Annotated in this window: 22 protein-coding genes; 12 read left to right on the top strand and 10 right to left on the bottom strand. The window is 67.1% G+C overall.

Annotated features, from left to right (window positions below; genetic code table 11):
- Positions 1-18: 18 nt before the first annotated feature.
- Positions 19-417 carry a nuclear transport factor 2 family protein gene (locus QX070_RS05820; protein ID WP_315735843.1) on the bottom strand — a complete coding sequence of 133 codons (399 nt, stop codon included), beginning with the start codon at positions 415-417 and terminating at the stop codon, positions 19-21.
- A gap of 137 nt (positions 418-554) precedes the next feature.
- Between QX070_RS05820 and QX070_RS05815 the strand changes: the two genes are divergently transcribed.
- From QX070_RS05815 to QX070_RS05795, 5 genes are all read left to right on the top strand, one after another.
- A complete protein-coding gene (locus QX070_RS05815; protein WP_315717938.1) occupies positions 555-1,142 on the top strand; it encodes a PadR family transcriptional regulator in 588 nt (195 codons plus the stop codon).
- A gap of 188 nt (positions 1,143-1,330) precedes the next feature.
- Positions 1,331-4,852 (top strand): hypothetical protein, encoded by a 3,522-nt coding sequence (locus QX070_RS05810; protein ID WP_315735841.1) that lies wholly within the window; start codon positions 1,331-1,333, stop codon positions 4,850-4,852.
- A gap of 151 nt (positions 4,853-5,003) precedes the next feature.
- The gene (locus tag QX070_RS05805) at positions 5,004-5,837 is read left to right on the top strand and encodes a hypothetical protein (protein WP_315735839.1); all 834 of its coding nucleotides are present in this window, start codon (positions 5,004-5,006) and stop codon (positions 5,835-5,837) included.
- A 153-nt stretch (positions 5,838-5,990) separates the two neighbouring features.
- A complete protein-coding gene (locus QX070_RS05800) occupies positions 5,991-6,917 on the top strand; it encodes a sulfite exporter TauE/SafE family protein (RefSeq protein WP_315735837.1) in 927 nt (308 codons plus the stop codon).
- Positions 6,914-7,693: a TIGR02186 family protein gene (locus tag QX070_RS05795; RefSeq protein WP_315735834.1), complete on the top strand. Its 780-nt coding sequence runs from the start codon at positions 6,914-6,916 to the stop codon at positions 7,691-7,693. Before QX070_RS05800 ends, QX070_RS05795 begins: the two co-directional genes overlap by 4 nt.
- A gap of 11 nt (positions 7,694-7,704) precedes the next feature.
- Here QX070_RS05795 and QX070_RS05790 read toward each other — a convergent pair whose 3' ends face one another.
- Together QX070_RS05790 and QX070_RS05785 are read right to left on the bottom strand one after the other, a co-directional pair.
- On the bottom strand, positions 7,705-8,484 hold the full coding sequence (locus QX070_RS05790) for an MBL fold metallo-hydrolase (protein ID WP_315735833.1): 780 nt from the start codon (positions 8,482-8,484) through the stop codon (positions 7,705-7,707).
- Complete coding sequence (locus QX070_RS05785) at positions 8,481-9,401, bottom strand: DMT family transporter (RefSeq protein ID WP_315735831.1); 921 nt, start codon at positions 9,399-9,401, stop codon at positions 8,481-8,483. The genes QX070_RS05790 and QX070_RS05785 overlap by 4 nt, the downstream gene beginning before the upstream one ends.
- 97 nt (positions 9,402-9,498) lie before the next feature.
- Between QX070_RS05785 and QX070_RS05780 the strand changes: the two genes are divergently transcribed.
- Positions 9,499-10,365 carry a LysR family transcriptional regulator gene (locus QX070_RS05780; protein WP_315735829.1) on the top strand — a complete coding sequence of 289 codons (867 nt, stop codon included), beginning with the start codon at positions 9,499-9,501 and terminating at the stop codon, positions 10,363-10,365.
- Positions 10,366-10,612: 247 nt separating this feature from the next.
- Here QX070_RS05780 and pdeM read toward each other — a convergent pair whose 3' ends face one another.
- The 4 genes from pdeM to QX070_RS05760 form a co-directional block, all read right to left on the bottom strand.
- The gene (gene pdeM, locus QX070_RS05775; protein ID WP_315737003.1) at positions 10,613-11,266 is read right to left on the bottom strand and encodes a ligase-associated DNA damage response endonuclease PdeM; all 654 of its coding nucleotides are present in this window, start codon (positions 11,264-11,266) and stop codon (positions 10,613-10,615) included.
- Positions 11,267-11,315: 49 nt separating this feature from the next.
- The gene (locus tag QX070_RS05770; RefSeq protein WP_315735827.1) at positions 11,316-14,027 is read right to left on the bottom strand and encodes a ligase-associated DNA damage response DEXH box helicase; all 2,712 of its coding nucleotides are present in this window, start codon (positions 14,025-14,027) and stop codon (positions 11,316-11,318) included.
- Between the two features lie 379 nt (positions 14,028-14,406).
- Entirely contained in the window at positions 14,407-15,636 is a 1,230-nt protein-coding gene (locus QX070_RS05765) for an ABC transporter substrate-binding protein (protein WP_315735825.1), read from the bottom strand.
- A 109-nt stretch (positions 15,637-15,745) separates the two neighbouring features.
- A complete protein-coding gene (locus tag QX070_RS05760) occupies positions 15,746-16,672 on the bottom strand; it encodes a methyltransferase domain-containing protein (protein ID WP_315735823.1) in 927 nt (308 codons plus the stop codon).
- Positions 16,673-16,787: 115 nt separating this feature from the next.
- On the opposite strand from QX070_RS05760, the gene QX070_RS05755 reads away from it, so the two are divergent.
- From QX070_RS05755 to QX070_RS05735, 5 genes are all read left to right on the top strand, one after another.
- Positions 16,788-17,834: a ligase-associated DNA damage response exonuclease gene (locus QX070_RS05755; protein WP_315737002.1), complete on the top strand. Its 1,047-nt coding sequence runs from the start codon at positions 16,788-16,790 to the stop codon at positions 17,832-17,834.
- On the top strand, positions 17,831-19,699 hold the full coding sequence (locus QX070_RS05750) for an ATP-dependent DNA ligase (RefSeq protein WP_315735821.1): 1,869 nt from the start codon (positions 17,831-17,833) through the stop codon (positions 19,697-19,699). The genes QX070_RS05755 and QX070_RS05750 overlap by 4 nt, the downstream gene beginning before the upstream one ends.
- 120 nt (positions 19,700-19,819) lie before the next feature.
- Positions 19,820-20,128: a DUF6460 domain-containing protein gene (locus tag QX070_RS05745; protein ID WP_315735819.1), complete on the top strand. Its 309-nt coding sequence runs from the start codon at positions 19,820-19,822 to the stop codon at positions 20,126-20,128.
- Between the two features lie 13 nt (positions 20,129-20,141).
- Positions 20,142-20,876, top strand: coding sequence for an MBL fold metallo-hydrolase (locus QX070_RS05740; protein WP_315735817.1), 735 nt, complete (start codon positions 20,142-20,144; stop codon positions 20,874-20,876).
- Positions 20,877-20,983: 107 nt separating this feature from the next.
- Complete coding sequence (locus QX070_RS05735; protein ID WP_315737001.1) at positions 20,984-22,288, top strand: MATE family efflux transporter; 1,305 nt, start codon at positions 20,984-20,986, stop codon at positions 22,286-22,288.
- 63 nt (positions 22,289-22,351) lie between these two features.
- On the opposite strand, the gene QX070_RS05730 is transcribed toward QX070_RS05735, so the two are convergent.
- Together QX070_RS05730 and QX070_RS05725 are read right to left on the bottom strand one after the other, a co-directional pair.
- Positions 22,352-23,446 carry a quinone-dependent dihydroorotate dehydrogenase gene (locus QX070_RS05730; RefSeq protein ID WP_315735815.1) on the bottom strand — a complete coding sequence of 365 codons (1,095 nt, stop codon included), beginning with the start codon at positions 23,444-23,446 and terminating at the stop codon, positions 22,352-22,354.
- Positions 23,443-23,787, bottom strand: coding sequence for a DUF952 domain-containing protein (locus tag QX070_RS05725; RefSeq protein WP_315735813.1), 345 nt, complete (start codon positions 23,785-23,787; stop codon positions 23,443-23,445). Before QX070_RS05725 ends, QX070_RS05730 begins: the two co-directional genes overlap by 4 nt.
- A 254-nt stretch (positions 23,788-24,041) precedes the next feature.
- Here QX070_RS05725 and QX070_RS05720 point away from each other — a divergent pair, with 254 nt between their 5' ends.
- On the top strand, positions 24,042-24,803 hold the full coding sequence (locus tag QX070_RS05720; RefSeq protein ID WP_315735811.1) for a carbonic anhydrase family protein: 762 nt from the start codon (positions 24,042-24,044) through the stop codon (positions 24,801-24,803).
- Positions 24,804-24,996: 193 nt separating this feature from the next.
- Here the strand turns inward: QX070_RS05720 and QX070_RS05715 are convergent, their stop codons facing one another.
- The gene (locus QX070_RS05715) at positions 24,997-26,643 is read right to left on the bottom strand and encodes a lysine--tRNA ligase (protein WP_315735809.1); all 1,647 of its coding nucleotides are present in this window, start codon (positions 26,641-26,643) and stop codon (positions 24,997-24,999) included.
- Positions 26,644-26,736 lie beyond the last annotated feature (93 nt).

Genomic DNA, 26,736 nt, shown 5'->3' with positions numbered 1-26,736 from the left:
TTGCGGCTGTCGGTCACATCACGACGGCTTGCTCATCGCGGCCAGCTGTTCGCCCATAAGGCGGTGCAGCAAATTGATCGCCTTGAGCGGGCGCACCATCACCTTGAAGTGAGTAATCCGACCGGCGTCATCGAAAGTGATGATGTCGACGCCATTGAGCTTGATGCCTTCGATCTCGTTCTCGAATTCGAGCACGGCGCCCGTGGCGTTACGCCACTCCCCGACATACTTGAATCCGGGACCGCCTAAGACTTTCTCAGCACTCGCGAGATATTTGAAGGTGATGTCGCGGCCGCGTTGCGGCGTGTGCACGACGGGACTTTCGAACACGGCGTCGGGATGCAGCAGCTCCCGCAAAGCGCCGAGATCGTGAGACCTCATGTAGCCGTACCATCCATCGAGGCCGGTCATTGTCATTGGGCGTCTCCTCGGGGCGGAACAGGCCAGCACCACAACCACCCCATATGCGCATTGACGCATATGCGCCAGTGTGCATAATGTCAAGCGTGGAGCGGGGCAGAACACGATCAGAAAAACGGGAGCAGTTTCCGGCCATGGCCCTCGGCGACGCCATCCTCGCCTGCCTCACCGAACATCCGATGACGGGCTACGAGCTCGCCAAGACGTTCGATTCCTCGATCGGCTTCTTCTGGAAGACGGACCACCAGCAGATCTACCGCGAGCTGTCGCGGCTGCGCGACCGCGGCTACATCCAGGGTCGCGAGGTGGTGCAGACCGGCAAGCCCAACAAGCTGGTGTACACATTGACCGCGGAGGGCCGCGCGGCGTTTCGCAGCTGGGCGGCGCGGCCGAGCACGCCGGCCTCGACGAAGGACGATCTTCTCGTCCGGCTCTATGCACTGGGCGCCGCCGACATCGGGCCGATCCGGGCGGACCTGATGGCGCGGCTCGAGCATCATCGCGACCGCGCCGAGCGCTACGATCGCATCCTCAAGAAGCATTATGCGGACGGCAACGTGGCCCCGGCCGATATGGGCAAGCTCCTCAACCTGCGTCTCGGCCTGCGCCACGAACGCATGGTGGCGGAATGGTGCGAGGAAGCGATCACCGCGCTGTCGACGATATCCGGCGCGAGCAGCGTGCGGCCGCTCGACCCATCATCACGTGAAAATGCCGGCTGATACCCGCCGTTTGATAGGGCAAAACTTCTGGCCGCGCCGGCGGTAAACTTAACGCGTTATTTACCGTAAAAGTCAAAAGTCGGGACCTGGAGCAGACGATCTGCGCGGACCCGTTCATGTTCATGTCCGGGACGCGTGGGGAGGCTGGAGGCGCTTGGTGGAGCGCTGGAAGCGGAACCGGACGAGACATGAATTCGCGCGTACCGTGGAGTAATGAAGGCATCGACCCGTCCGTCCGTGAAAGGGCCGAGGCCGCGGCGCAACGCGCCGGCATGACGCTGAACGACTGGATCAACTCCACGCTCGGCGCATCTACCCCGCCCGACTTCCGTGGCAGCCACGCGCCGCGCAGCACGCCGACCGTCAGCCGCGATGCCCGCGAGGTGACCGACATCCACCAGCGGCTCGACTCCATCGCACGGCAGATCGAGCAGATGTCGCGCCCCGTCGCGCGCAAGGATGCGCCACGCGACGAGCAGGGCGTCGCGCGTCAGCTGAACGATGCGATCTCGCGGCTCGACGCCCGCCTGTCACAGATCTCGACGCCGCTGCGCAAGCCGGACACCGAAGACCGCTATCGTGGTCCTGACGGCGTCGAGCGCGCCGCCGCACAGCTCTACCGGCCCGCCCAGCCGCTCAGCGCGGGTTCGTTCGACGTGGCCGTCGCCGAGATCAGCGCCCGCCAGAGCGAGCTCGACAATGCGCGCCCGCTGCCGCCGCACCAGGCGCCGCCGACCGCGCCTGCCATGGCATCCGCAGCAGCGCCGCTGATGACCCCGATCAGCGCGCCGCTGACGCCGCCGCAACCGGCAGCCCCCACGCCCGATTTCTCGCTGCTCGAACGCCATCTGCTGAAGATCACGAGCCAGATCGAGGCGCTGCATCGCCCCGAGGACGGCATCGAGCAGTCGATCGCCGGCTTCCGCAACGAGCTCTCCGAGATTCGTCACGCCATCACCGAGGCGATGCCGCGCCGGGCGATCGAGTCGATCGAGAATGAGATTCGCTCGCTGTCGCGCCGCATCGACGAGAACCGCAACACCGGCGTCGACGGCCAGGCACTGGCCGGGATCGAGCGCGCGCTGACCGACATCCGCGAGGTCGTCGGCTCGCTGAAGCCTGCCGAGCAGCTCGCCGTCTATGACGAGGCGATCCGCAATCTCGGCGCCAAGCTCGACCTGATCCTGCGCGCCAACGACGACCCCGGCACCGTGCAGCAGCTCGAAAGCGCCATCGCGGCGCTGCGTGCGATCGTCGCCAATGTCGCCTCCAACGACGCCCTGGAACGGCTGTCGGACGATCTTCGGCAGCTGTCGTCGAAGGTCGACCAGGTCACGCAGGCGCGCGACAATCACGAGTCGTTCCATGATTCCTTTGCGGCGCTCGAACAGCGCATCGCCGCGCTGACCTCGACGCTGGAGAGCCGCGAGCCGCCGCCGGCAGCGCGCGACAACACCGCCCAGATCGAGGACGCGCTGCGCGGCCTGTCCGACCGCATCGACCGCCTGCAGGTCGGCAACGACGGCTCATCGGCGATCACCCATCTCGAACAGCGGATCAGCTATCTGCTGGAGCGGCTCGAGGCCGCCAACGACCCGCGCGGCGGCAACATGACCCGCGTCGAGGACGGCCTGCAGGACATCCTGCGCTATCTCGAACGGCAGCAGGCGACATTCGCAGCGCTGGCGGAGAGCCGGTCGCAGCGCGAAACGTCGCAGGACGGCGGCCTGATCGACATGGTCAAGCGCGAGCTGTCCGACATCCGCTTCAGCCAGACCGAGACCGACCGCAACACCCAGGACTCGCTCGAGGCCGTCCACAACACGCTGGGGCACGTCGTCGACCGCCTCGCCATGATCGAAGGCGACCTGCGCAATGTGCGCGCCACCGCGGGCCCGCCGGCCGCGCTGCCGCCGCTGGCACCGCCAATCGAGTCGCCGATGCCGGCTGCACGCGCGCCGGCGCCCCAGGCCCATGCCGAGCCGGCCAGGCCAGAGCCTGCCTACCGGCCGGAGCTGCCCAATCCGGCGGCCGAGCAGCCAGCGGGACAGATTGTCGCTCCGGCCGCGGGTCAACAGGCGTTCGCGGCCGCCTCGCGCGACTTCCACGCCGCTCAGGCGCCGGCGGCTGCCATGCCGCCGCCGATTCCGCCGAAAGCAATCGCCGACATCCTGGAGCCGCACGCGGCACAGGCGCCCCGTGCGACCATCATCGTCCCCGAGCTGCCACCGGATCATCCGCTCGAACCGGGCACCCGTCCGCCTGGCCGGACCGCATCGCCCGCCGAGCGGATCGCCGCGTCCGAGGATGCGCTGAGCGAGCTTCCCGCCGGCAAGCGGGAGCCGGTGTCGACGTCGAGCTTCATCGCGGCTGCGCGCCGCGCGGCGCAGGCCGCGGCGGCTGCACAGCCCGTTGACGCCAAGAAGGCGAAGAAGGACAAGCCGAAGGAGAAGGCCAAGGAGCCGCCCAAGGACGTCGTCAAGGAAGTCGCCAGCGACGTCGCCAAGCCCAAGGCCAAACCCAAGGACAAGCCGACGTTCGCTCTCACCGCTGAGGGTGACGAGGAGGTCTCGACCATCGGGTCGAAGATCCGTTCGCTGCTGGTCGGTGCCAGCGTCGTGGTGATCGTGCTCGGCACCTTCAAATTTGCGATGTCGCTGCTCGACAGCGGCAGCACGCCGCCGCCGATCTCGCCGATGGAAACCCAGGGCGAGGCGCCCCGGGCGCAGATGCCGTCGGCCTCGCCGGGCCTGTCGCCGCGGCCGACGACGCCCGACCAGAGCGTGCCGTCGTTGACGTCGCCGACGCCGATCGACCGTCAGTCCTACAACCGGGCCATGCCGAGCGAAGCGGAGACGATCGCGATGCTCGCGATCCCGCAGGACGTCGAAAAGCCGGCCACGGTACCCGCTGCCGTCCCCACTGATGTCACCGGCACGATCCCAACCGCCGCCAACGGCCAGAAGCTCGGTCTGGTGCAGGTGCCCGCCTCCGAGAAGCTGCCCGATGCCATCGGCGGACTGGCGCTGCGCAACGCCGCTCTGAAGGGTGATCCGACCGCCGCCTACGAGGTCGGCGTGCGCTTTGCCGAGGGCAAGGGTGTCGCGGCGAACTATGAGGAAGCCGCGAAGTGGTATGACCGCGCGGCACAGGCGGGGCTGATCCCGGCGGTCTTCCGTCTCGGCACCTTCTACGAGAAGGGTCTCGGCGTGAAGAAGGACGCCGACATCGCCCGCCGCTACTACGTCGTCGCCGCCGAGCGCGGCAGCGCCAAGGCGATGCACAATCTCGCCGTGCTGGATGCCGACGGCGGCGGCAAGGGCGCGAACTACAAGAGCGCCTCGCAATGGTTCCGCAAGGCCGCCGAGCGCGGCGTCGCCGACAGCCAGTTCAACCTCGGCATTCTCTATGCCCGTGGCATCGGCGTCGAACAGAACCTCGCCGAGTCCTACAAATGGTTCACCCTGGCCGCAGCGCAGGGTGACGTCGATGCCGGGCGCAAGCGCGACGATGTCGCCAAGCGGCTCGATGTCCAGTCGCTCGCCGCGGCCAAGCTCGCGATCCAGACCTTCACGGTCGAACCGCAGCCCGACGACGCCGTGAATGTGCCGGCACCCGCCGGCGGCTGGGATGGCACGCAGGCGATCGCCAAGGCAGCCGCGGCCAAGGCGGCGCTGGCGAAGCGCGCGGCTGCGACGGCGCTGCGCTGACGAGGGCATTTCTCTGGGCAGGCTGACGAGCGCTCGCGCGCGGCCTGCAAAATCCTCCCGGCTTGCGATCGCGCCGCCATAGTGTCGCGCGGTCGATCGATATAGGTTGTCGCGGCGGATCATCACGAGCGCCGCGAGGGAGCATCGACGCGTGTCAGCGGGGAACGAACAACACGACGGCGCGCGCTTCCTGCAGTCGCCGACGGGCCCCCGCGTGCCGCCGCGGACCACGGCGAACGTCGCCCCCGCTCCGCCTCCTCGCCAACCAATCCAGCAAGTGACCGACGGCTATCCTGCGGCGTTCCGATGGCGTCGGCTGGCTTCCGTCATTTTCTTCGTTGCAATCCTACTCGGCGGGGGCATTCGCGCCTACCGCGACCTGTCGCGACCCGACGCCTGGTCGTTCTGGAAGGATCAGTACATCTCGCCGAGTCTGTCGGCGGCGCTGGTCGCCGACCCCGCGCTTGCCGGGCTGGGCGACAGGCGCACCGTGCTCGCCGTCAGCGGCCACATCGGACCCGCGGCGGCCGGCTGGCTGCGCGAGCGGATCAGCGAGGCCCATCTCAAGCCGGGCGACCTGATCCTGCTGTCCTCGCCCGGCGGCAACCTCGACCAGGGAGTGCTGATGGGCGAGATCATCCGCGCTCACGGACTCGCCACCGCCGTCGGCGTGGCCGACAATTCCGGCCGCATCCGTCCGGGCTTCTGCGCCAGCGCCTGCGTGTTCGCCTTTGCCGGCGGGCAGACCCGCTATGGCCTCGATGGCTCGGCGCTCGGCGTGCACCGCTTCACGTCGGAGGCCCGTGGCGCCGACGCGGTCGCCGACACCCAGCGCGTGACCGGCGCCATCCTCGGCTATATGACACGCATGGGCGTATCGTCGCAGGTCATCGAGGCGATGTCGCAGACCCGCGAGATCCGCTGGCTCGATCCGAGCGATGCCGAGGCCATGAGGCTGGTGACCGCGCCGCTCAAGGCCCTCTGACGGAGCGCCCAGACCCCCACGCTCGGCGCCGGTGGATATCACTTTGGGCGGGAATGACTGATCCCTTCGCTCCCATTTTCGGTTATGCAGGAGCCCGGCGTCCTGCTTCGCATGCGCGGGATGCTCGCTCGAAGGTTCGCAGAGGCCGCGCCGATGCAGATTTATCTTCCGATCGCCGACATCCCGGTCAACATCTTCCTGTTGCTGGCGATGGGCGCGGCCGTCGGCTTCGTCTCCGGCATGTTCGGCATCGGCGGCGGGTTCCTGATGACGCCGCTCCTGATCTTCGTCGGCATCACGCCCGCGGTCGCGGTCGCCTCGGTCTCCAGCCACATCGCCGCCTCCTCGTTCTCCGGCGCGCTGTCCTATTGGCGGCGGCGCGCGATCGATCCCTCGCTGGCCTCGGTGTTGATGATCGGCGGCGCGCTCGGCACCGGGCTCGGCGTCGCCACCTTCACCCTGTTGCGTTCGCTCGGCCAACTCGATCTGATGATCGCGCTGTCCTATGTCGCCCTGCTGACGAGCGTCGGCGGCACGATGTTCTGGGAGGGTCTGCGGGCGATGATGCGCGCGCGCCAGGGCGCGGTCGCGACCGTACGGCGTCCGGGCAGCCATGTCTGGATCCATGGCCTGCCGCTGAAGATGCGCTTCAAGCGCTCGAAGATCTATGTCTCCGTCATTCCGGTGATCGCCATCGGCCTCATCATCGGCTTCCTCGGCGCCGTGATGGGCATCGGCGGCGGCTTCATTCTGGTGCCCTTGTTGATCTACCTGCTGCGCGTGCCGACCTCGACCGTCATCGGCACCTCGATGGTCCTGACGCTCGCGACCATGATGATCGCGACCATGCTGCACGCGATGAGCAATCATCTGGTCGACGCCGTGCTGGCGCTGATCCTGATGGTCGGCGGCGTCACCGGCGCGCAGTTCGGGGCCCGCGCCGGCCAGATGATCCGCGGCGAGCAGCTGCGGCTGCTGCTCGGCCTGCTGATCCTCGCCGTCGGCATCCGGTTCGCGATCGAGCTCGTGATCAAGCCCGACGACCTGTTCACGATCCGCGAGACCGAGATCAGCCGATGACGCCGCTCCGCCTCGCCAGCCTCACCTTCATGCTGCTGCTTGCCGGCGCCGCATCGGCGCGCGCCGAGCGGCTGATCGTCTCGGTCTCCAACCATCGCGTGACGGTGACGCCGAACTATTCCGGCGAGGAGCTGGTGCTGTTCGGCTCGGTCGAGAAGGACGTCCAGACCCCACCGGGCCGCACCGCCTATGACCTCGTCGTCACCGTCCGGGGCCCGCGCGCCGACATGGTGACGCGGCGCAAGGAGCGGAAGTTCGGCATCTGGATCAACACCGACTCGCGCCAGTTCCTCAAAGTGCCCGGCTATCTGGCGCTGTTCGCCAACCGCCCGTTCGACACGATGGCCGCGCCCGAGGTGCTGCGCCGGCAGCAGCTCGGACTCAACAACGTGCTGCTGACCCAGCGCGTCGGTCCCGACTATGCCGACGTGGTCCCGAACGACGCGTTCCGTAGCGCTTTCGTGCGACTGCAGTCGCAGCACGGCCTGTATCGCGAGGACACGTCCGCGGTGACCCTCCTGACGCCGACCCTGTTCCGTACCGGCATCCCTCTGCCCGCTGCGGTGCCGATCGGCACCTATGAGGTCGAGATCAAGCTGCTCGCCGACGGCGCGCTGGTCACCAAGACCGAGACCGCGTTCGAGATCGTCAAGGTCGGCTTCGAGCAGTTCGTCGCGAACTCAGCGCGGCAGAACGGCTTCGTCTATGGTCTCGTCACCGCCGCGATGGCACTGATGACGGGATGGATGGCCTCGATCGTGTTCCGTCGGGATTGATCTTTTCCGCCTCATTGCGAGGAGCTGGGCGACGAGGCGATCACCGTCCTCACACCGGGCTCCAGAAGCTTCAGCCGCGCACCGAACCCGAGCGCATCGAAGGTCTTGCGCAGATCCTGCGCGTCCTGGCGGAAATGGGCCCAGCCGTCCGTGTGAACCGGAACGATGGCGGCCTCGGCAAACACGCGCGCGGTCTCGATCGTGTCGTTGGTGTCCATGGTGAGGTGGAACGGCCCGCGTGTCTGCGCCGCTCCGGCAAAGGGCATCACGACGCCAGGCTTGAAACGCCGCGCCACCTCCGCCACGCCGTCATAGAACACCGTGTCGCCACTGACATAGACGGGCGCGCCGTGCTGCGGGATCAGGACGAAGCCGATCACATCGCCCGCGAGCGGCTCGATGCCGGCGGGACCATGGCGCGCCGGCGTCGCCGCGACCGTCAATGTCCTGCCGCCCTTGCTGAGCTGCGTCGTCTGCCACGGCGCCAATCCTTCCGCCGGCGCACCGAGCCTGCTTGCGCCGACTTCCGTCGTGAGCACGCGCGGTGCACGTGTCAGGAAGGCGCGGCCGCCGTGGTCGAGATTGTCGGAATGCTGGTCATGGCTCAGCAGCACCGCATCGACCTCGCCGATCGCCTCCGCGGTCATCGCCGGTCCAGTGAGCTTCTCCAGCACGACATGCGGCAATTCATAGCGACCGGGAGCATCGAATGTGGGATCGGTCAGCAGGCGGAAGCCATCGATTTCGATCAGGGCGGTCGGGCCGCCGATCAGGGTGATCGCAACGCTCATGATGATGCTCCAACGGTACGGGCCGGCGCCCGCGTGACCAGATAGATCCCGAGCGCGACGGGAACGACGCCGAGCAGGTCCTGCAGCGCCACGTGCTCGCCGAGCACCAGGAAGGCGAAGATCATCGCCAGCGGCGGCATCACGAAATGATAGGCGCTGGCGGCGGTCGCGCCGCAGACTTTCAAGAGATGGAACCAGAGCACATAGGCCAGGATCGAGCCGCCGAGCACGAGGAAGGCGAACGCGCCGATCAGCTGCGCATTCGGCACGATCGCGCCCATGTTCGACACGCCGAGCGCGACCGGCCACAGCACCAGCCCGGCCGAGAGGTTCTGGATGCCGTTGCCGATCCACAGGCTGCCCTTCGGGGCGAGCTGCTTGAACAGGATGGTGCCGGTCACGATCGAGGCCAGCGCCGCCAGCGTATAGAGAATACCTTCGAGCTGGTCGGTCCCGACGGACATGCGGTGCCAGACGATCATGGCGACGCCGATGGTGCCGAGCGCGAGGCCTGAGATCTTGCGCAGGGTCAGCGGCTCGCCCAGCAGCAGCGCCGCGAACACCGCCGTGAACACGGGATTGGCCGAGACGATCAGGCCGCCGAGCCCCGCCGACACCGTCTGCAGCCCGGTGTAGCCGAGGCCGAGATAGAGCGCGTTGTTGGCGATGCCGATGATCGCGAACACGGCCGCATCGCGCCAGCTCATACGCAGCTCGCCCCGGACCGCCGACACCACGACAATGAGGACGCCGGCGAGCGAGAACCGCGCCGCGAGCAGCAGCAGCGGCGGACAATAGGTCACGCCGACCTTGCCGGCGACGAAGGCGAAGCTCCACAGCAAGCAGAACAGGCCGATTTCGAGCGGCAGCAGGTTCGACTTCATCGGGGTCACGGCAACCGAGGAAACGGACGACATCGGAGCTCTCCTTCGTCGCCGGTGTAGGGCTGTTCTTTCCCATTTGGAAATTAAATGATAGACTGATACTCAGTGGTTTTCCGAATGGAGGTCCCGCGTGCTCGATCTGGACCTGTTGCGCAGCTTCGTCTCGGTGGTCGAGGCCGGCGGCTTCACCCGCGCCGGCGAGCGCGTCCACCGCACGCAATCAACGATCAGCCAGCAGATCCGGCGGCTCGAGGAGGATCTGGGCCAGACGCTGCTCAACCGTGACGGCCGCGAGGTCACGCCGACCGAGGCCGGCGAGCGGCTGCTGTCCTATGCCCGCCGCCTGCTGGCACTCGCCGAGGAGGCCCGCGATGTCGTGGCGCGGCCCGGACCCGACGGCGCGGTGAAGCTCGGCATCCCCGAGGATTTCGCGGCCTACCGGCTCGCCAAGCTGCTCGCCGCGTTCTCGCGCGCCCACCCCGATCTGCGGCTCGACGTGCGCGCCGACCAGAGCCTCAACCTGAAGCGCGACATCGAGCGCGGCGATCTCGATCTGGCGCTGCTCAAGCGCGGCGTCGACGACACCAGGGCAGCGATCGCGGCATGGCCGGAGCAGGTCTATTGGGTGACCAGCAAGGCCCATCCCGTCGACCTCGACGCCCGCTCGCTCCCGCTGATCGGCTTCCCGCTCGGCTGCCTCTATCGGACCCGGGCGATCCATGCGCTGGAGAGCAGAGGGCGCGCCTGGCACATGGCCTACACATCGTCGAGCCTCGCCGGCATTCAGGCCGCGGTCGCGGCCGGGATGGGGCTGAGCATCCTCTCCGAGATATCGGTGCAGTCGGAGCACCGCGTGCTGACGGCGCGCGAGGGCTTTGCGCCGATCGAGCGCACGGAGGTTGCACTGGTCGCCTCGCCCGACGCGAGCCCGGCGACGTTGCGCCTGGCCGACCGGCTGGCCGAGTTCTGCGAGAAGGTGCAGGCGAAGGCGGCATAGCAGCGAGACGTCCGCGACTCCTGCGACCATGGCGCCACGAGCAAAGTGCATTCCCTCCCCCGCTTGCGGGGGAGGGCTAGGGAGGGGGCCGCTCCGACGGCGGTGCGCTTGGCGCCCCCTCTCCAACTCTCCCCCGCGAGCGGGGGAGAGGGCGCAGCGGTGCGCGCAGCGGGCATGATCAGTCCAGCTTCGAATGATCCGTTCGACCTCTGATCACTGATCCAACTAATGAATTTCCATCATCCGACTAATAGCACCGCGCCGCGGCGATGCTGTGCAGGCGCCTATCTCCCAGCACGTGCGCGATGAAGGCGCGCTTCGGAAACAGCTTGGCGAAGGCCGCGTCGCGCACGCTCAGGCCGCCGGCATAGGCGCCGAACGCCGGCATCACGGCGCGCTCGCCGTCGCAGACGAAGCAGCGCCGCTCCAAAGTGCGCGCCCGCGTCGCCACCCGCGCTTTGGGGTGCAGATGGCCGGCGATCTCTCCACGCGCGCCGGTCGGCTCGTGACGGAAGCTGATCGCGCCGACCGTGATCTCGTTGACCACCTCGCCGCCGATGCCGCACGGGGCCGGATCGTGATTGCCCGTGATCCAGATCCAGTCGCGGCCGACCTGGAGGTTGGCGATGCAGGCGCGATCGTCACCGGTCAGGCGCGTATGCGCGTCGCGATCGTGAAAGCTGTCACCGAGCGCGATCACGGCGCGCGGATTGTAGTTCGCGACCACGGCGGCCAGCCGGTGCAAGGTCGCGGCGGTGTCGAACGGCGGCAGCAGCGTGCCGCGTGACGCGTAGCTCGAGCCTTTTTCCAGATGCAGGTCGGAAACGACGAGCAGGCGCTGCTCGTCCCACACCAGCGCGCCGGAGAGATCGACGCGCAGCGCGATGCCGGCGACGTCCATCATTCCCGATGCGCAGACAGTCCCCCGCAAAGCCGCCTCGCTTCTCGATCTACCCCATCGCTTCCTTCACGAGTTCCTCGGCAGCTTCCGCCAGGAGCTCGTCAGCGGCCTCGCCATAGACGGATTCGCGGCCGATTTCCAGCATCACCGGCACCGCCAGCGGCGAGACGCGATCGAGTTCCCGATGCGTGATTCGTCCCTCGATGCGCTGGAGCATATCACCGAGCCGCTTCAGATCGAGCAGGCCGGTGGCGGCATCGGCGCGCGCGGCGCGCAACAGCATGTGATCGGGCTGATGCCGGCGCAGCACGTCGTAAACCAGATCGGTCGAGAACAGCACTTGGCGGCGGGTCTTCTCTTCGGTCGTCGAACGCCGCGCGATCAGGCCGGAGATGATCGCACAGGACCGGAACGTGCGTTTCATCAGCGCCGATTCGGCCAGCCACGCTTCGAGGTCGTCGCCCAGCATGTCCGGATCGAACAAGGCGGCGAGATCGAGCCGGCCTTGGCTGACCATCAACGACATGTCGCCCAGCACCCACACCGCGAGCGCATATTCATTGGCGACGAAGCCGAGCGGCCGGACGCGCGCCCGCTCCAGCCTTCGCGTCAACAGCATGCCCAGCGTCTGATGCGCGAGCCGGCCCTCGAACGGATAGCAGACGAGATAATGCTTGTCGGAGCGCGGGAAGGTCTCGACCAGGAGCTCGCGGCGCGCCGGCACGCGCGACACGTCCTTCTGCAGCAACAGCCAGTCGCGCACCTGCTCCGGCAAGGCCGACCATGCGCGGCGATCATCCAGCAAGCCGCGGACGCGATCGGCGAGATAGGTCGACAACGGAAACTTGCCGCCCATGTAGGACGGCACCTTGGGATCGGCATCGTTGGCGCGCGACACATACACCTGGTCCTCGGCCAGCGCCTCATAGCGCACGATCTCGCCACTGAACACGAACGTGTCGCCGAGCGTGAGCCCTTCGATGAACGCCTCCTCGATCTCACCCAGCAGCCTGCCGCCGCGCGCGATCGCGCCGGTCGAACCGGCGCCGCCGCCGCGCGAGCGCACCAGCCGCACCTTCAGCATCGCTTCTTCCACGATGGTGCCGACGTTCAGGCGATAGCTCTGCCGCACCTTGGGATTGGCGACGCGCCAGCGTCCTTTTGCATCCTGCTTGATGCGCGCGAAGCGCTCATAGGTCTTCAGCGCGTAGCCGCCGGTGGCGACGAAGTCGACGACATCGTCGAAATCAGCGCGCGACAGCGACGCATAGGGGGCCGCAGTGATGACCTCCACATAGAGCTCGTCGCTGAGAAACGGCTCGGCGCAGGCGCAGCCGAGCACGTGTTGCGCCAGCACGTCGAGCGCGCCGGTGCGCAAGGGCGGCGTGTCCTGCGCATTGTCGGCGATGGCGTCGATCGCGACCGAGCATTCCAGCACCTCGAAGCGGTTGGCCGGCACCAGCACCGCCCGCGAAGCCTCGTCGAGCCGGTGATTGGCACGGCCGATGCGCTGCATCAGCCGCGAACAGCCCTTGGGCGCGCCCACATTGATGACGAGATCGACGTCGCCCCAGTCGACGCCGAGATCGAGCGAGGAGGTGCAGACGACGCCGCGCAGCCTGCCTGCCGACATCGCATCCTCGACCTTGCGGCGCTGCGCGACGTCGAGCGAGCCGTGATGCAGGGCGATGGCGAGATTGTCGTCGTTGATGCGCCAGAACTCCTGGAACAGCATCTCGGCCTGGCTGCGGGTGTTGACGAACACGAGCGTGGTCTTGTTTCGCTTGATCAGCTCGTACATCTCGGCCAGCGCATGGCGCGCGCTGTGGCCGGCCCACGGCAGCCGCTCCTGCGTGTCGAGCATCTCGACCACCGGCTGCGCGGCGCCGCCGGCGACCACGACATCCGCAGCAGCAATGCCGCCGCTCGGCTGCGGCACCAGGAAGCGCGCGAGCTGCTCGGGCTCGGCGACGGTCGCCGACAGGCCGATCATGCGCATGTCCGGCGCAAGCCGCCACAGCCGCGCCAGCGCGAGCGACAAGAGATCGCCGCGCTTGGAGGTGACCAGCGCATGCAGCTCGTCGAGCACCACGCGCTTCAGCGAGGAAAACAGGAACGGCGCATCGTCGGACGACAGCAGCAGCGCCATCTGCTCCGGTGTGGTCAGCAGGATGTCCGGCGGATAGCGGCGCTGCCGCTGCCGGCGGGACACCGGCGTGTCGCCGGTGCGGGTCTCGACCTTGATCGGCAGGCCCATCTCGGAGATCGGCGCCTCGAGATTGCGCGCGATGTCGACCGCGAGCGCCTTCAGCGGGGAGATATAGAGCGTGTGCAGGCCGGCGGGTCGCGGGATGCGGTTCGCCGTCTGCTTGCTCTTTTCCGTGTTCGCGAGTTCGACCAGTACATTCGGCTCGGTGCCGGGTGCCACCATCGACACCGCCGCCGGAGGCCCCCCTCCCCCTCCCCGCCCCTCCCCCACAAGGGGGGAGGGAGTGGAGAGAGCGGATGGCTTGGCAAGAACAGAACGATACTTCGGCGCGACGGCGGAGCCGAGCTCCACCAGGGTCGGCAGGAACCCGGCGAGCGTCTTGCCGGCGCCGGTCGGGGCGATCAGCAGCGCCGAGCGTTGCGCGCGAGCCTTCTCCAGCAGCGCCAGCTGATGCGCGCGCGGCGCCCAGCCGCGCGCCGCGAACCATTCGGTGAAATGGTCGGGCAAGGCGGCGCTGTCGTCAGGCGGGACTGGTGAGACGCGGGGCGGCACCGGGGGAAGGTAGGCAGTCGCCCGCGGTTCGTCGAGGGGCGGATAGGCGCCTTAGCCTTCACGGCTGCCGTGCCAGCCTATCCTGAAGCGCCAGCGCCTCGCCACGCTCCGCCGTCGTCCCCGCGAACGCAGGGACCCATACCGCGGCATCGGTGAGACGCATACTGCCAGTCATCGTCCCAACAAAGCCGGTGGTTATGGATCCCTGCGCCGCGTGCGCAATTGCGCACTAGGCAGGGACGACAGCGGAGTTTGAGGCTGCATCCCTCGCCACATCGTCATTGCGAGGAGCGAAGCGACGAAGCGATCTAGACTGCGTCCGCGGAGGAACTCTGGATTGCGTCGCTTCGCTCGCAATGACGAACGAGACCGCTGCCCCCTACTCCGTCATCGGCTTCTCGGAGATGCTCCAGTCCTTGCCGTCGAAGATCGAGATGTAGAGCGTCTTCATCGGCGTGTAGTCGTCCGGCGTGTAGGCATAGTTGACGCCGTCGAGGAAGAACGGCGAGTGGAAGCCGGCGAGTGTCGTGGCGTGCTTCAGCACGTTCTCGCGCGTCAGCGTATCGCCGCAGCGGCGCAGGATCTCGCCCATCGACACCGCCTGGCCGTAGCCGGCATAGGCGATGGTGTTGTCGGGATCGATGCTGGACAGGTACTTGGCGCGCAGCGCCTCGAAGCCCTTCACGTCCGGATCGTCCTTCCACTGCGGCACGCCGGCGTCCTTGGAATAGCGGATCGCGACGATGCCCTTGGCATTCTCGAGGCCGGCGGCGGACAGGATCGAACGGCCGGTCGAGCCCGCCGACAGCAGCTGCAGCGGCTTCCAGCCGAGCTCGGCCACCTTGCGGATCGACTGCGACGAGGCCTTTCCCGTGCTGATGTTGTAGAACACGTCGGCGCCGGACTTCGACAAATTGATCAGCTGCGAGTCCACCGTCGGCTCGGTGAGATCATAGGTCTGCTCCATGATCACCTGCGCCTTGCCGCCGGCGTCGGCCAGCACCTTCTTGAACGGTCCCAGGAAGTCGCGGCCGAAATCGTCGTTCTGATAGAGGATGCCGATCTTGGCTTCCGGCTTCACGCTCAGCACGTGCTTGGCGAGAATGCGCGCCTCGGTCGGATAGAGCGGCAGCCCCGCCATGGTCCATTTGTAGTTCTTCGGATCATTCCACTTCGAGGCGCCGGTGTTGAGCAGCAGCTGCGGCACGCCCTTGGAATTGAGGTATTTGTGCACGGCGGTCTGCGGCGCGGTGCCGAGCGAGCCGTACAGCGCCAGCACTTCGTCCTGCTCGACCAGCCGCCGCGTCGCCTCGACGCATTTCGGTGCGCTATAGGCATCGTCCATGGTCAAGAACTTGACCTTGCGCCCGTTGATGCCGCCCTGCTCGTTGAGCATCTGGAAATAGGCTTCACCCACCCGGCCGAGCACGCCGTACAGCGAACCGGGACCGGAATGCGGAATGGTCTGACCGATCTTGATCTCGGTGTCGCTGGCGCCGGCATCATATTTCTTCTCGGCAGCCCAGACGTAAGGCGAGGCGATGGTCGAAGCGCCGATGGTCGCAAGCGCGGTGGCGCAGAAATCGCGCCGCGTCAGATGTTTTTTCATTTTTTGTCTCTCCCTAGACTACCGACATTTTTTGGCATCGGGAGAGCTGCGGCAAGAGCGAAGTTGCCGCATTGGACGCTGCGTGCAGCGCATTCAATAGCGTGTAGACTCAAGTCCTGACGGCGACCACGGCCAGCCCGCGCACCGGCAGCTGCTCCTCGGTGCGTGGCGACGCCGGCTCGAGATGGGCCAGCTTCAATCCCGCGGCCGCGATCACGCCACGGACATATTCCGCTCCATGGGCATAACGCAGCCCCTTCCCCATGATCACACCGTCGCCGTCATGGGTCTCAACGGTAAAGGTCAGCAGCCCGTCCGGCGTCAGCACACGTTGCGCCTCGCGCAACACCGGGCCGAGGTCGCCGACATAGACCATCGCATCGGCTGCGAGAATGAGATCAGCAGACGCAACGTCCTGGCGCTGCAGCCCTGCGGTCATGTCGTCGACCTCGAGCCCGGCATAGAGCCCGGTGGCGCGCGCCTCCGCGATCATGCCGGCCGACAGGTCGATGCCGATGAAGCTATCGACGTTGCTGGCGAACGCCGCCGCACCCAGCCCGGTGCCGCAGCCGAGATCGATCGCGCGCTTGAAATAGGCCAGCTTGCGCTCGGCCGCGCGCACCGCGATCACCGCCTTGAACAGGATCGCGGGCGCACGGTAGTGCAGCCGCTCGATCAGCTCGGTCTCGAAACGCGGCGCGTACTGGTCGAACAGCGACTGCACATAGGCCTTCGGCATGTCCGAGAGCGGCGCGGCGCCGAGCTGCATCAGACGCACAGCGGCACCGTGGCGGTCATCCGGATCGGCGACGCAGGCGTTCCGGAAGGCAGAGATTGCCTTGTCGGTTTCACCGAGCGCGATCCTGATCTTGCCGAGTTCGAACCAGGCCGAGGCGAAGCTGGGGGCGACCTCGATGGCCTGCTCCATCACCTCGGCGGCCGCGACCAGGTCGCCCTTCAATTGCAGGTCGCGGGCGAACTCGTAGCGGCGGTCGGCGATCAGATCGCCGGAGGACAGGAACAGGCGGTGGGGCATGGGAACCATCGTCGTCAATGCGAACTTTTCATCGAGGAGATGGATGCGCGGGTCAAGCCCGCGCATGACGAGATGGAAACGGGCACGACCTGAAAACGCGTCTTGCATGACCTATATGACCCACATGCGTCCGCAAGACATTCTGCTGCCCGTTCCGTCCGGCCTCTGCTGCAAGGCCGGCGGCTTTCACATCGATCCCGTGCGCCCGGTCGAGCGGGCGCTGATCACCCATGGCCATTCCGACCACGCCCGCCCCGGCCACGGCGCGGTGCTGGCGACCCAGGAAACGCTCGACATCATGCGGCTGCGCTATGGCGACAACTTTGCAGGCTCCACGCAGGCGATCGGCTATGGCGAGCGGATCAGGCTGGGTGACGTCACCGTCAGCTTCCACCCTGCGGGCCATGTGCTGGGCTCGGCGCAAATCAAGGTGTCCTGCGGCGGCACCTGCATCGTCGCCTCCGGCGACTACAAGGATGCGCGCGATCCGACCTGCGCACCGTTCGAGCTGGTGCAATGCGACGTCTTCATCACCGAGGCGACGTTCGGCCTGCCCGTGTTCCGTCACGGCGACGCGGCGCAGGAGGTGAACAAGCTGCTGGCCTCGGTGGTGCTGTTTCCCGAGCGCGCGCACCTGGTCGGCGCGTACTCGCTCGGTAAGGCGCAACGTGTCATCGCGCTGATCCGCGAGGCCGGCTATGATCGGCCGATCTACCTGCATGGCGCGATGGACAAGATCACGCGCTACTATCAAGACAAGGGAATCGCGCTCGGCGAGCTCCGGCCCGTGAAGGGCGTCAAGAAGGCCGAGCTTGCCGGCACCATCACCCTGGCGCCGCCGAGTGCGACCTCCGACCTGTGGACCCGCCGCTTTCCCGATCCCGTCACCGCGTTCGCCTCGGGCTGGATGCGGGTGCGCGCCCGGGCCCGGCAGCGCGGCATCGAGCTGCCGCTGGTGATCTCGGACCATGCCGACTGGGACGGGCTGACCGCCACCATCGCGGCGACCGGCGCAAGCGAGGTGTGGGTCACCCACGGCCAGGAGGACGCGCTGGTGCATTGGTGCCGGAGCAAGGGCCTGGCGGCCCGGCCGCTCGACCTGGTCGGCTATGGCGACGAGGAGGAGAGCGAGGTGGTGGCGACGGAGGACGCGGAGGCATGAACCGCTTCGCCGAGCTGCTCGACCGCCTCGCCTATGAGCCCGGCCGCAACAACAAGCTGCGCCTGCTGACGTCGTACTTCCGCGAGGTCGAGGATCCCGGTCGCGGCTACGCGCTGGGCGCGCTGACGGGCGCGCTGTCGTTCAAGCACGCCAAGCCGGCGCTGATCCGCGACCTCATCGCCGCGCGCACCGATCCGGTGCTGTTCGCGCTGTCGTATGACTATGTCGGCGATCTCTCGGAGACCGTCGCGCTGATGTGGCCGAAGGACAGGGCGCATCATCAGCAGCTCGTTCCTGGGTACCCCCCTCCCCACCCCTCCCCCACAAGGGGGGAGGGAGCCGAGTGGCACTCGGAGCTTGCATCTCGTTCGATAGCCAACAGGGGCTCAACAAGTGATCTTGCTCCTCCGAGCACTGCTCTCTCCGTTCCCTCCCCCCTTGTGGGGGAGGGTCAGGGAGGGGGGTGCCACACAGGTGGTCTTACGAGAGCATCCGGCCACAACAACCCGCCACCGCCGACGCTGACCGAGGTCGTCACCACCCTGCGCACCCTCGGCAAGACCGAGATGCCGCGGCAACTCGCGCAATGGCTGGATGAGCTCGACGAGACCGGGCGCTGGGCGCTGTTGAAGCTGGTCACCGGCGCGCTGCGCATCGGCATCTCCGCGCGGCTTGCCAAGACCGCAGCGGCCGCGCTCGGCGACAAGGACCCGCACGAGGTCGAGCTGATCTGGCCGGGGCTCGCGCCGCCCTATCTCGACCTGTTCGCCTGGCTCGAGGGCCGCGGCGACAGGCCGATCAACCGCGATCCCGCGCCGTTCCGCCCTGTGATGCTGGCGCATGCGGTCGAGGACGACGACTTCGCCGGCATGAACGCGGCCGACTACATCGCGGAATGGAAATGGGACGGCATCCGCGTGCAGGCGGTGAGCGGCCGCGAGGCGGATGGCCGCATCGTCACGCGGCTGTATTCGCGCAGCGGCGAGGACATCACGGGAAGCTTTCCGGACCTGCTGCCGTCGCTGCATCTGCCTGGCGCGCTCGACGGCGAGCTGCTGGTGGTGCGCGATCAGCGCGTACAGAGCTTCAACGTGCTGCAGCAGCGGCTGAATCGCAAGACGGTGTCGCCGAAGCTGATGAAGGAGTACCCGATCCACCTGCGGGCCTACGACCTGCTCGGCGATGAGGACAATGACCTGCGCGAGCTGCCGTTCGCCGAGCGCCGCGCGAAGCTGGAGGCGTTCATCAAGCGCCTGGACGATCCGCGCGTCGACCTGTCACCGACCATTGCGTTCGCGACCTGGGATGCGTTGAAGGCCGCGCGCGCCAATCCCGCCTCGGCCGGGGCCGGCGACGATGCCGAAGCGGTGGAAGGCGTGATGCTGAAGCGGCGCGACGCGCTGTATCTGCCGGGGCGTCCCAAGGGGCAGTGGTGGAAGTGGAAGCACGATCCGCACATCATCGACGCCGTGCTGATGTATGCGCAGCGCGGCCACGGCAAGCGCTCGTCCTATTACTCCGACTACACGTTCGGCGTCTGGACGGCGGGAGACGGCGGCGATCAGCTGGTGCCCGTCGGCAAGGCCTATTTCGGCTTCACCGACGAGGAGCTGCTGCAGATCGACCGCTTCGTCCGCCGCAACACCACGGAGAAGTTCGGTCCCGTCCGCCACGTCGTGCACGAGCCCGGGCAGGGGCTCGTGCTCGAAGTGGCGTTCGAGGGCCTGCAGCGCTCGCCGCGGCACAAATCCGGCATCGCGATGCGCTTTCCGCGCATCAACCGGTTGCGCTGGGACAAGCCACCGCGCGACGCCGACCGGCTGGAGACGCTGGAGCGCATGCTGAAGAGCGAGACCCCGGCGTGACAGCGCGGGAACATTAAATGCCAGTAACCAGCTTGCGGCGGCGAGCCGGGTTCCCCACCTGCCCTGCCGTGCTTTATAATCGGGCTCGCGAATCCGACGAACCCGCCTGGAGACGATGACATGTCGAACGACATCAGGGACTATCCGGCCCGCGCCCGCAGCTCGGATGGCCTGTATCGCTTTCTCGGCGGCTCGCCGCTGTCGGTGGCGTTCCGGCTGGTCCTGCTGTCGATCCTGGTCGGCGTGGTGCTGTCGGCGATCGGCTTCGATCCCTTGAACATCCTGCACAGCATCCGGCTGCTGTTCATCCGGCTGTACGAGCTCGGCTTCGACGCCTTCAACTGGCTGTGGCGCTACTTCCTGCTCGGCGCCGTGATCGTGATCCCGATCTGGTTCCTGTCGCGGCTGTTCGCCCCGCGCGGCCGGTAGAGAGACGCAGCCGATGCAGCTCCGCTTCGTCGGCTGCGGTGACGCGTTCGGCTCGGGCGGCAGGTCCAACACCTGCTTCCATCTGACCGGCTCGCGCACGAATCTCCTGATCGATTGCGGCGCCTCGTCGCTGCCGGCGCTGAAGCGGCTCGGCATCGCCTGCAACGATATCAAACTGATCCTGATCACGCATTTCCATGGCGATCATTTCGCCGGCCTGCCGTTCCTGCTGCTCGATGCGCAGTTTTCGCGCCGGACGCAGCCGCTGGTGATCGCCGGCCCGGCCGGCATCGAGGCGCGGCTGACGCAGGTGATGGAAGCGCTGTTCGAGCATTCGTCGCGCACGCCGCGGAAGTTCGAACTGTCCGTGATCGAGCTCGCGCCTGAGCAGCCAACGCGCTTCGGCGCGGTCTGCGTGACGCCGTTTCCAGTCGTCCACGGCAATTCGGGCGGACCGTTTCTCGGCTACCGGATCGAGGCCGAGGGAAAGATCGTCGCCTACACCGCCGATACCGAGTGGACCGACAGCCTGATCCCGCTCGGCCGCGACGCCGACCTGTTGATCGCCGAGGCCTACACCTACGACAAGGCGGTGAAGAACCATCTCAGCCTCGCGGCGCTGGAGGGGCATCTCGGCGAGATCGGGCCGAAGCGGCTGGTGCTCACCCATATGAGCGACGACATGCTGGGCCGGCTGGACCGCATCGGCCATGTGGCCGCGCATGACGGCATGAGCATCGACCTCTAGCTGAGAGACGCGAAAGGCCGCTAAGACCAGGAGAGACGCGCGTGCCGCGCGCTTTGCCAATCCGCGAGACGTTCTTGACCGCTTCAGCGAAAATCACGACAGCGCAGGTGTTCGACATCGCGGGTCCCGCGATGATCGCCAACCTGACCACGCCGCTGATCGGCATCGTCTCGACCACGGCGATCGGCCGGCTCGGCGAAGCGGCCATGCTCGGCGGCGTCGCCATGGCCTCGGTGATCTTCGATTGCCTGTTCTGGCTGTTCGCCTTCCTCCGCGCCAGCACACTCGCCTTCACCGCGCAATCGCTCGGCGCCGGCGAGAGCGACGAGATCCTGATGGTCCTGATCCGCGGCCTGGCGCTGGCCGCGCTGATCGGCGTCACCCTGATCGCGCTGCAACTGCCGCTGGGCGCGATCATCTTCGACATCATGGGCGGCAGCGACGCCGTGTTGAGCGCGGCCCGCAGCTATTTCATCGTCCGGATATGGTCGGCGCCGCTGGCGCTCGCCAACTACGTGCTGCTCGGCTGGCTCGTCGGACTGGCGCGCGCACGGCTGGCGCTGGCCGTTCAGGTCGCGATCAACCTGATCAACATGGCCGCGACCATCCTGTTCGTCCAGATACTGCAGGCCGGTATCGCCGGCGCGGCGATTGCCGCCGTGATCGCGGAGACGGTCGGTGTCGCGATCGGCCTCGTGCTGGCGCGCCGATTGGTCAAAGCCGACGCCCGGATATCGCGCGCTGCGCTGCTCGACCGCGCCAAGCTGATGCACATGATGGCGGTGAACCGCGACATCATGATCCGCACCGCGGCGATGATCGTCGCCTTCCTGTTCTTCACCTCACAAGGCGCGCGTGCCGGCGACACGACGCTGGCGGCCAACGCGGTGCTGAACAATTTCCTGCTGGTGGCCGCGTTTTTCCTCGACGGGCTCGCCAACGCCGCCGAGCAGCTGTGCGGCTATGCGTTCGGCGCGCGCAACCGCGACGCCTTTTCCGGCGCCACAAGGCTGGTGCTCGCCTGGGGCTTCGGCTTCGCGCTCGCCGTTGCGGTGATCTTCGCGCTGTTCGGTCCGGTGCTGATCGACGCGATGACGGCAAACGATGCGGTGCGCCGCGCAGCGCGCGACTATCTGCCGTTCGTGGTGGCGTCGCCGCTGCTGTCGGTGTTCGCCTTCGCGTTCGATGGCGTCTATATCGGTGCCACCTGGGCGCGCGACATGCGCAATCTCATGGTGGCGGCGCTGATCGTCTTCCTCGGCATCTGGCTGGCGCTGCGCGGCTTCGGCAATACGGGCCTGTGGATCGCGATGCTCGGCTTCTACGCCGCCCGCGGCGGCTTCCAGGCCGCACGCTATCCGGCGCTGCTGCGGGCGTCGTTCGGGAAGAGCCCGACTCGACCGACAATGTAAGCTGTCATCGTCCGAAGGCGGGGATGACAGCCGTGCGTGAACGATGCGACAGCTCGGCTGCAACTAAACCGGCCAATCCTCGGCCGTGATCGTCGCGGCATCGGCGCCGACGATCTCCGCCAGGGAGTCACGCCCCGTGCGCAGCAGCGTCGAGGTCAGGTCGGCTTTGATGCTCTCGACCAGGCCGAGGCCCTTGTAGACCAGCGAGGAATACAACTGGATCAGGCTGGCCCCGGCGCGGATCTTGGTGAGCGCGGCGCCGCCCGTGTCGATGCCGCCGACGCCGATCAGCGGGAACGCGCCTTCGACGCGCACGAAGGTCTCGGCCACCATCCGGGTCGACAGCCGGAACAGCGGCCGCCCGGACAGGCCGCCCTGCTCCTTGGCGCGCAACTGCTCGCGCAGCGAGCTGGGCCGAGCGAGCGTCGTGTTCGACACGATCATGCCGTCGACGCCGCGCGAGCGCGCGACATGGACGACGTCATCGAGCTCGGCGAGGCTGAGATCCGGCGCGATCTTGAGCAGCACCGGGGTGTCGCCGGCCTTGCGGCGGATACGGTCGCGCGCCTCCAGCACCTTGGATAGCAGTTCGTCGAGCTGAGAAGCCTGCTGCAGGTTGCGCAGGCCCGGCGTGTTGGGCGAGGAGATGTTGACGGTGAAGTAGCTCGCCACCGGCGCGAAGGTCTCGATCAGCCGGACGTAATCGGCGACGCGGTCGGCCGAATCCTTGTTGGCCCCGACATTGACGCCGACGATGCCGCCCTGATGGGCGCGGCCGGCAAGCCGCCGCAACACGATCTCGGCGCCGTCATTGTTGAAGCCCATGCGGTTGATCACCGCCTCGTCGCGCTCCAGCCGAAACAGCCGCGGGCGCGGATTTCCGCTCTGCGGCCGTGGCGTGACCGAACCGATCTCGACGAAGCCGAAGCCGAGCCGCAGCAGCGCGTCCGGCACCTCGGCGTTCTTGTCGAAGCCGGCGGCCATGCCGACCGGATTCGGGAAGTTGAGCCCGAAGGCGCGCACCGCGAGCTTCGCATCGTCCGGTCGCGGCTTGATCGCCGGCAAGAGCTTCAGGCCCTGGATGGCGAGCCGGTGCGCATCCTCGGCGTCGAGCCAGCGGAGCAGCGGCAGCGAGAGCTGGTCGAAAGCGCGGATCACGGCTTCAGGTCCGGAATGTCATGGCCGCCATCGGCACGGCTGTGCAACTGGTGAACGGCGGTCACGGCGCCGAGATCGAGCTCGCCATACAGATGCGGGAACAGCTCGTCGTTGCGCGAGCGCTCCCAGCGCAAGCCTGCACCCAGTGCATCCGCCTCGACCTCGACCAGGAACAGCGCGCTCTGCCCGAAAAAGTGCTTCCGGGCCGTCTCCGGCACCTGGGGGGCGGTCGAAAAATGGATGAACCCGTCGCGCAGATCGTCGGCGCTACCGCGGTACACGCCCAGCCGCTCCGCCTCGCGCCAGGCCGAAGCTGAGCAGATTTTGTAGATTTTGGGCACCTTCGCGCGGTCCTGGCTCGAGCTTGAGTTTGCTGATGTTTTCGGAGCGGCCGACCGTATCGGCAGGGGGCGGCGAACTCAAGCATCGTTTGCCCGGGACAGCCCGGCGGCCGCCCCGCTCAGGCTGCACCCGAGTGACTGCGAGTTCGCGAGGACGCAGCCGGTTCCTCAGCAAGGGTTAACCTGATTCGGTTTTCCTGTTGCGCGCGATTCGCAACCGATCATGCCCACGCTTGAACCTTTTGGAGATTGCCATGGACCGCCGCCACGTCTTGAAGGCTCTTGCGGGGCTCGCCCTCTGCCCCGCCTGCGCGACCCCGGGCTTCGCCGCCGAGGGCGCCCCGCATTGGAGCTATGAGGGCGCGACCGGACCGGCCAATTGGGGGGATCTCGATGCGGCCAACAAGGTCTGCGGCGTCGGCACCCAGCAATCGCCCATCGACATCGAGCACTCGACCCGGGCCCAACTGCCCAACTTCAAGCTGAGCTGGGCCAGGACCGCCGACACCATCGTCAACAATGGTCACACCATCCAGCTCAACTTTGCCGACGGCAGCAGCACCCTGAAGCTCGACGGCACCACCTACAAGCTGCTGCAGGTGCATTTCCATCGCCCGAGCGAGCATCAGATCGGTGGCAAGAACTATCCGATGGAGGCGCATTTCGTCCACCGCGCCGCGTCGGGCGGGCTCGCCGTGGTCGGCGTTCTCATGACCACCGGCCGGCCCAATCCCGCCTTCGCGCAGATCGTGGCGACGATGCCGGACAAGGAGGGTCCCGCGGTCAAGGCCGATCCGCGCATCAACCCCAACATGATGCTGCCGGCACGCCGCTCCTATTATCGCTATGCCGGCTCGCTGACGACGCCGCCCTGCTCAGAGGTGGTCGAATGGCTGCTGCTGAGCGAGCCGGTCTCGGTCGCGGAAGCGGACGTCACGAAATTCGCCAAGCTGTATCCGATGAACGCGCGCCCGGTGCAGAAGCTCGACCGCCGCTTCGTGCTGCACGGGGTGTAGTACGAATGGCCGCTTCGGACTGACGCGGCCGCCGAGTTCTCCGCTGTCGTCCCGGCGAACGCCGGGACCCATACCGCGGAATCTCAGTTGTCTTGCGAGGTGGCGGATATCCGTCACCTCACCTCGGCTCGTGGCTATGGATCCCGGCTCAGGGCCGGGACGACACCTTTTTGTGTGACGACGAGCGAGCCCCTCACGCGCTCCGCGCCAGCGCCCCGTCGATCATCGCCACCGCATTGTTCACGCCGTAGACCGCGACGAAGGAGCCGAAACGGGGGCCCTTCTCCTGGCCGAGCAGCACCTGGTAGAGCATGTTGAACCAGTCCAGCGACACGCCGGGGCGGCCGTCCTTGCCTTTCTTGGCGTGGTCGAGGAACGGCTCGCGGCGGCCGATCTCGTAGACCACGTTCTGGATGTCCTCGGCCGTGGCCTCCGCCGGAAGATTGGACAGCGCATCGCGCAGGTCCTGCAGCGCCACGCGCTCGCCCTCGGTCGGCTCGCGGAAGGTCTTGGTCGGCGCGACGAAGTCGCGATAGTAGTTGATGGCGTAGCCGACCATCGCGTCGAGCTTGGGATGGGTCTGCGGCGTCACGCCGGGCCGGTAGCGGCCGATGAAGCCCCACAGCGTCTCGGCATTCTCCGCGTTCGACGACGACACCAAGGTCAGCAGCAGTTGGAAGGTGACGGGCATGTCGGCCTTCGGCGGCTTGCCGGAATGAATGTGCCAGACCGGATTGCCGAGCTGTTGCTTGGCATCCTGCTTCCGAAAACCATCGATGAACTGCTGATAGTCGTCGACGTTGCGCGGGATGACGTCGAAATACAGCCGCTTCGCCGCCTTCGGCTCGCGATACATGAACAGCGACAGCGATTCCGGCGAGGCGTAGCGCAGCCATTCGTCGATGGTCAGCCCGTTGCCCTTCGACTTCGAGATCTTCTGGCCCTTCTCGTCGAGGAACAGCTCGTAATTGAAGCCCTCAGGCGGGGTGCCGCCGAGCGCCGCGCAGATCTTGCCCGACAGCTTCACCGAATCGATCAGGTCCTTGCCGGCCATTTCATAGTCGACGCCCAGCGCATGCCAGCGCATCGCCCAGTCCGGCTTCCATTGCAGCTTGCAATGGCCGCCGGTCACCGGAACGGTCATGCGCTCCTTGGTCTCCGGATCGTCGTAGGAGATGGTGCCGGCCTTGGCGTCGTGCTCGACGATCGGCACATACAGCACGAGGCCGGTGCGCGGGCAGATCGGCAGGAACGGCGAGTAGCTCGCCGCGCGCTCCTCGCGCAAGCTCGGCAGCATGATCGCCATCACCTTCTCGAGCCGCTCCAGCATGCGCAGCAGAGCCGCGTCGAACTTGCCGGAGGTGTAGTAGTCGGTCGCGGAGGCGAACTCGTAGTCGAAGCCGAACCGGTCGAGGAAGGCGCGCAGCCGCGCATTGTTGTGAGCGGCGAACGACGGATATTCGTTGGAGAACGGATCCGGGATGCGCGACAGCGGCTTGCCCAGATGCGTGGCCAGCATGTCCTTGTTCGGCACGTTGTCCGGCACCTTGCGCAGGCCGTCCATGTCGTCCGAGAACGCGATCAGGCGGGTCTTGATCTTGTCCTCGGTGAGCACGCGGAAGGCGTGGCGGACCATGGTGGTGCGCGCTACCTCGCCGAAGGTGCCGATATGCGGCAGGCCGGACGGGCCGTAGCCGGTCTCGAACAGCACCTCGTCCTTGGGGTTCTTCTTCAGCCGGTTGACGATCGCTTTCGCCTGCTCGAACGGCCAGGCGTTGGATTGTTCGGCGAGCGCGCGCAAGTCGCTCGGGCTGGTCTGGACGAGATCGATCGTGGACATCGTGAAAAAGACTTCTCCGAAGACGTCAGTGCAAAACAGCGGTCATGATACCCATCATTCCGGGGCGATGCGAAGCATCGAACCCGGAATCTC

Source organism: Bradyrhizobium sp. SZCCHNR1093 (genome assembly GCF_032381175.1).
In the GTDB taxonomy this organism is placed as follows: Bacteria; Pseudomonadota; Alphaproteobacteria; order Rhizobiales; family Xanthobacteraceae; genus Bradyrhizobium.
The sequence above is the reverse complement of the archived record's forward strand: the minus strand, read 5'-3'. Positions and strand labels throughout refer to the sequence as shown.

Bases quoted from the DNA above. Each gene is read 5' to 3' on its own strand.
- QX070_RS05715 (WP_315735809.1), bottom strand. From the start codon at position 26,643: ATGTCCACGATCGATCTCGTCCAGACCAGCCCGAGCGACTTGCGCGCG.
- QX070_RS05810 (WP_315735841.1), top strand. From the start codon at position 1,331: ATGAATTCGCGCGTACCGTGGAGTAATGAAGGCATCGACCCGTCCGTC.
- QX070_RS05755 (WP_315737002.1), top strand. From the start codon at position 16,788: ATGACCCACATGCGTCCGCAAGACATTCTGCTGCCCGTTCCGTCCGGC.
- QX070_RS05765 (WP_315735825.1), bottom strand. From the start codon at position 15,636: ATGAAAAAACATCTGACGCGGCGCGATTTCTGCGCCACCGCGCTTGCG.
- QX070_RS05800 (WP_315735837.1), top strand. From the start codon at position 5,991: ATGCAGATTTATCTTCCGATCGCCGACATCCCGGTCAACATCTTCCTG.
- QX070_RS05820 (WP_315735843.1), bottom strand. From the start codon at position 417: ATGACAATGACCGGCCTCGATGGATGGTACGGCTACATGAGGTCTCAC.
- QX070_RS05795 (WP_315735834.1), top strand. From the start codon at position 6,914: ATGACGCCGCTCCGCCTCGCCAGCCTCACCTTCATGCTGCTGCTTGCC.
- QX070_RS05720 (WP_315735811.1), top strand. From the start codon at position 24,042: ATGGACCGCCGCCACGTCTTGAAGGCTCTTGCGGGGCTCGCCCTCTGC.
- QX070_RS05760 (WP_315735823.1), bottom strand. From the start codon at position 16,672: ATGCCCCACCGCCTGTTCCTGTCCTCCGGCGATCTGATCGCCGACCGC.
- QX070_RS05750 (WP_315735821.1), top strand. From the start codon at position 17,831: ATGAACCGCTTCGCCGAGCTGCTCGACCGCCTCGCCTATGAGCCCGGC.
- QX070_RS05745 (WP_315735819.1), top strand. From the start codon at position 19,820: ATGTCGAACGACATCAGGGACTATCCGGCCCGCGCCCGCAGCTCGGAT.
- QX070_RS05785 (WP_315735831.1), bottom strand. From the start codon at position 9,401: ATGTCGTCCGTTTCCTCGGTTGCCGTGACCCCGATGAAGTCGAACCTG.
- QX070_RS05790 (WP_315735833.1), bottom strand. From the start codon at position 8,484: ATGAGCGTTGCGATCACCCTGATCGGCGGCCCGACCGCCCTGATCGAA.
- QX070_RS05740 (WP_315735817.1), top strand. From the start codon at position 20,142: ATGCAGCTCCGCTTCGTCGGCTGCGGTGACGCGTTCGGCTCGGGCGGC.
- QX070_RS05815 (WP_315717938.1), top strand. From the start codon at position 555: ATGGCCCTCGGCGACGCCATCCTCGCCTGCCTCACCGAACATCCGATG.
- pdeM (WP_315737003.1), bottom strand. From the start codon at position 11,266: ATGGACGTCGCCGGCATCGCGCTGCGCGTCGATCTCTCCGGCGCGCTG.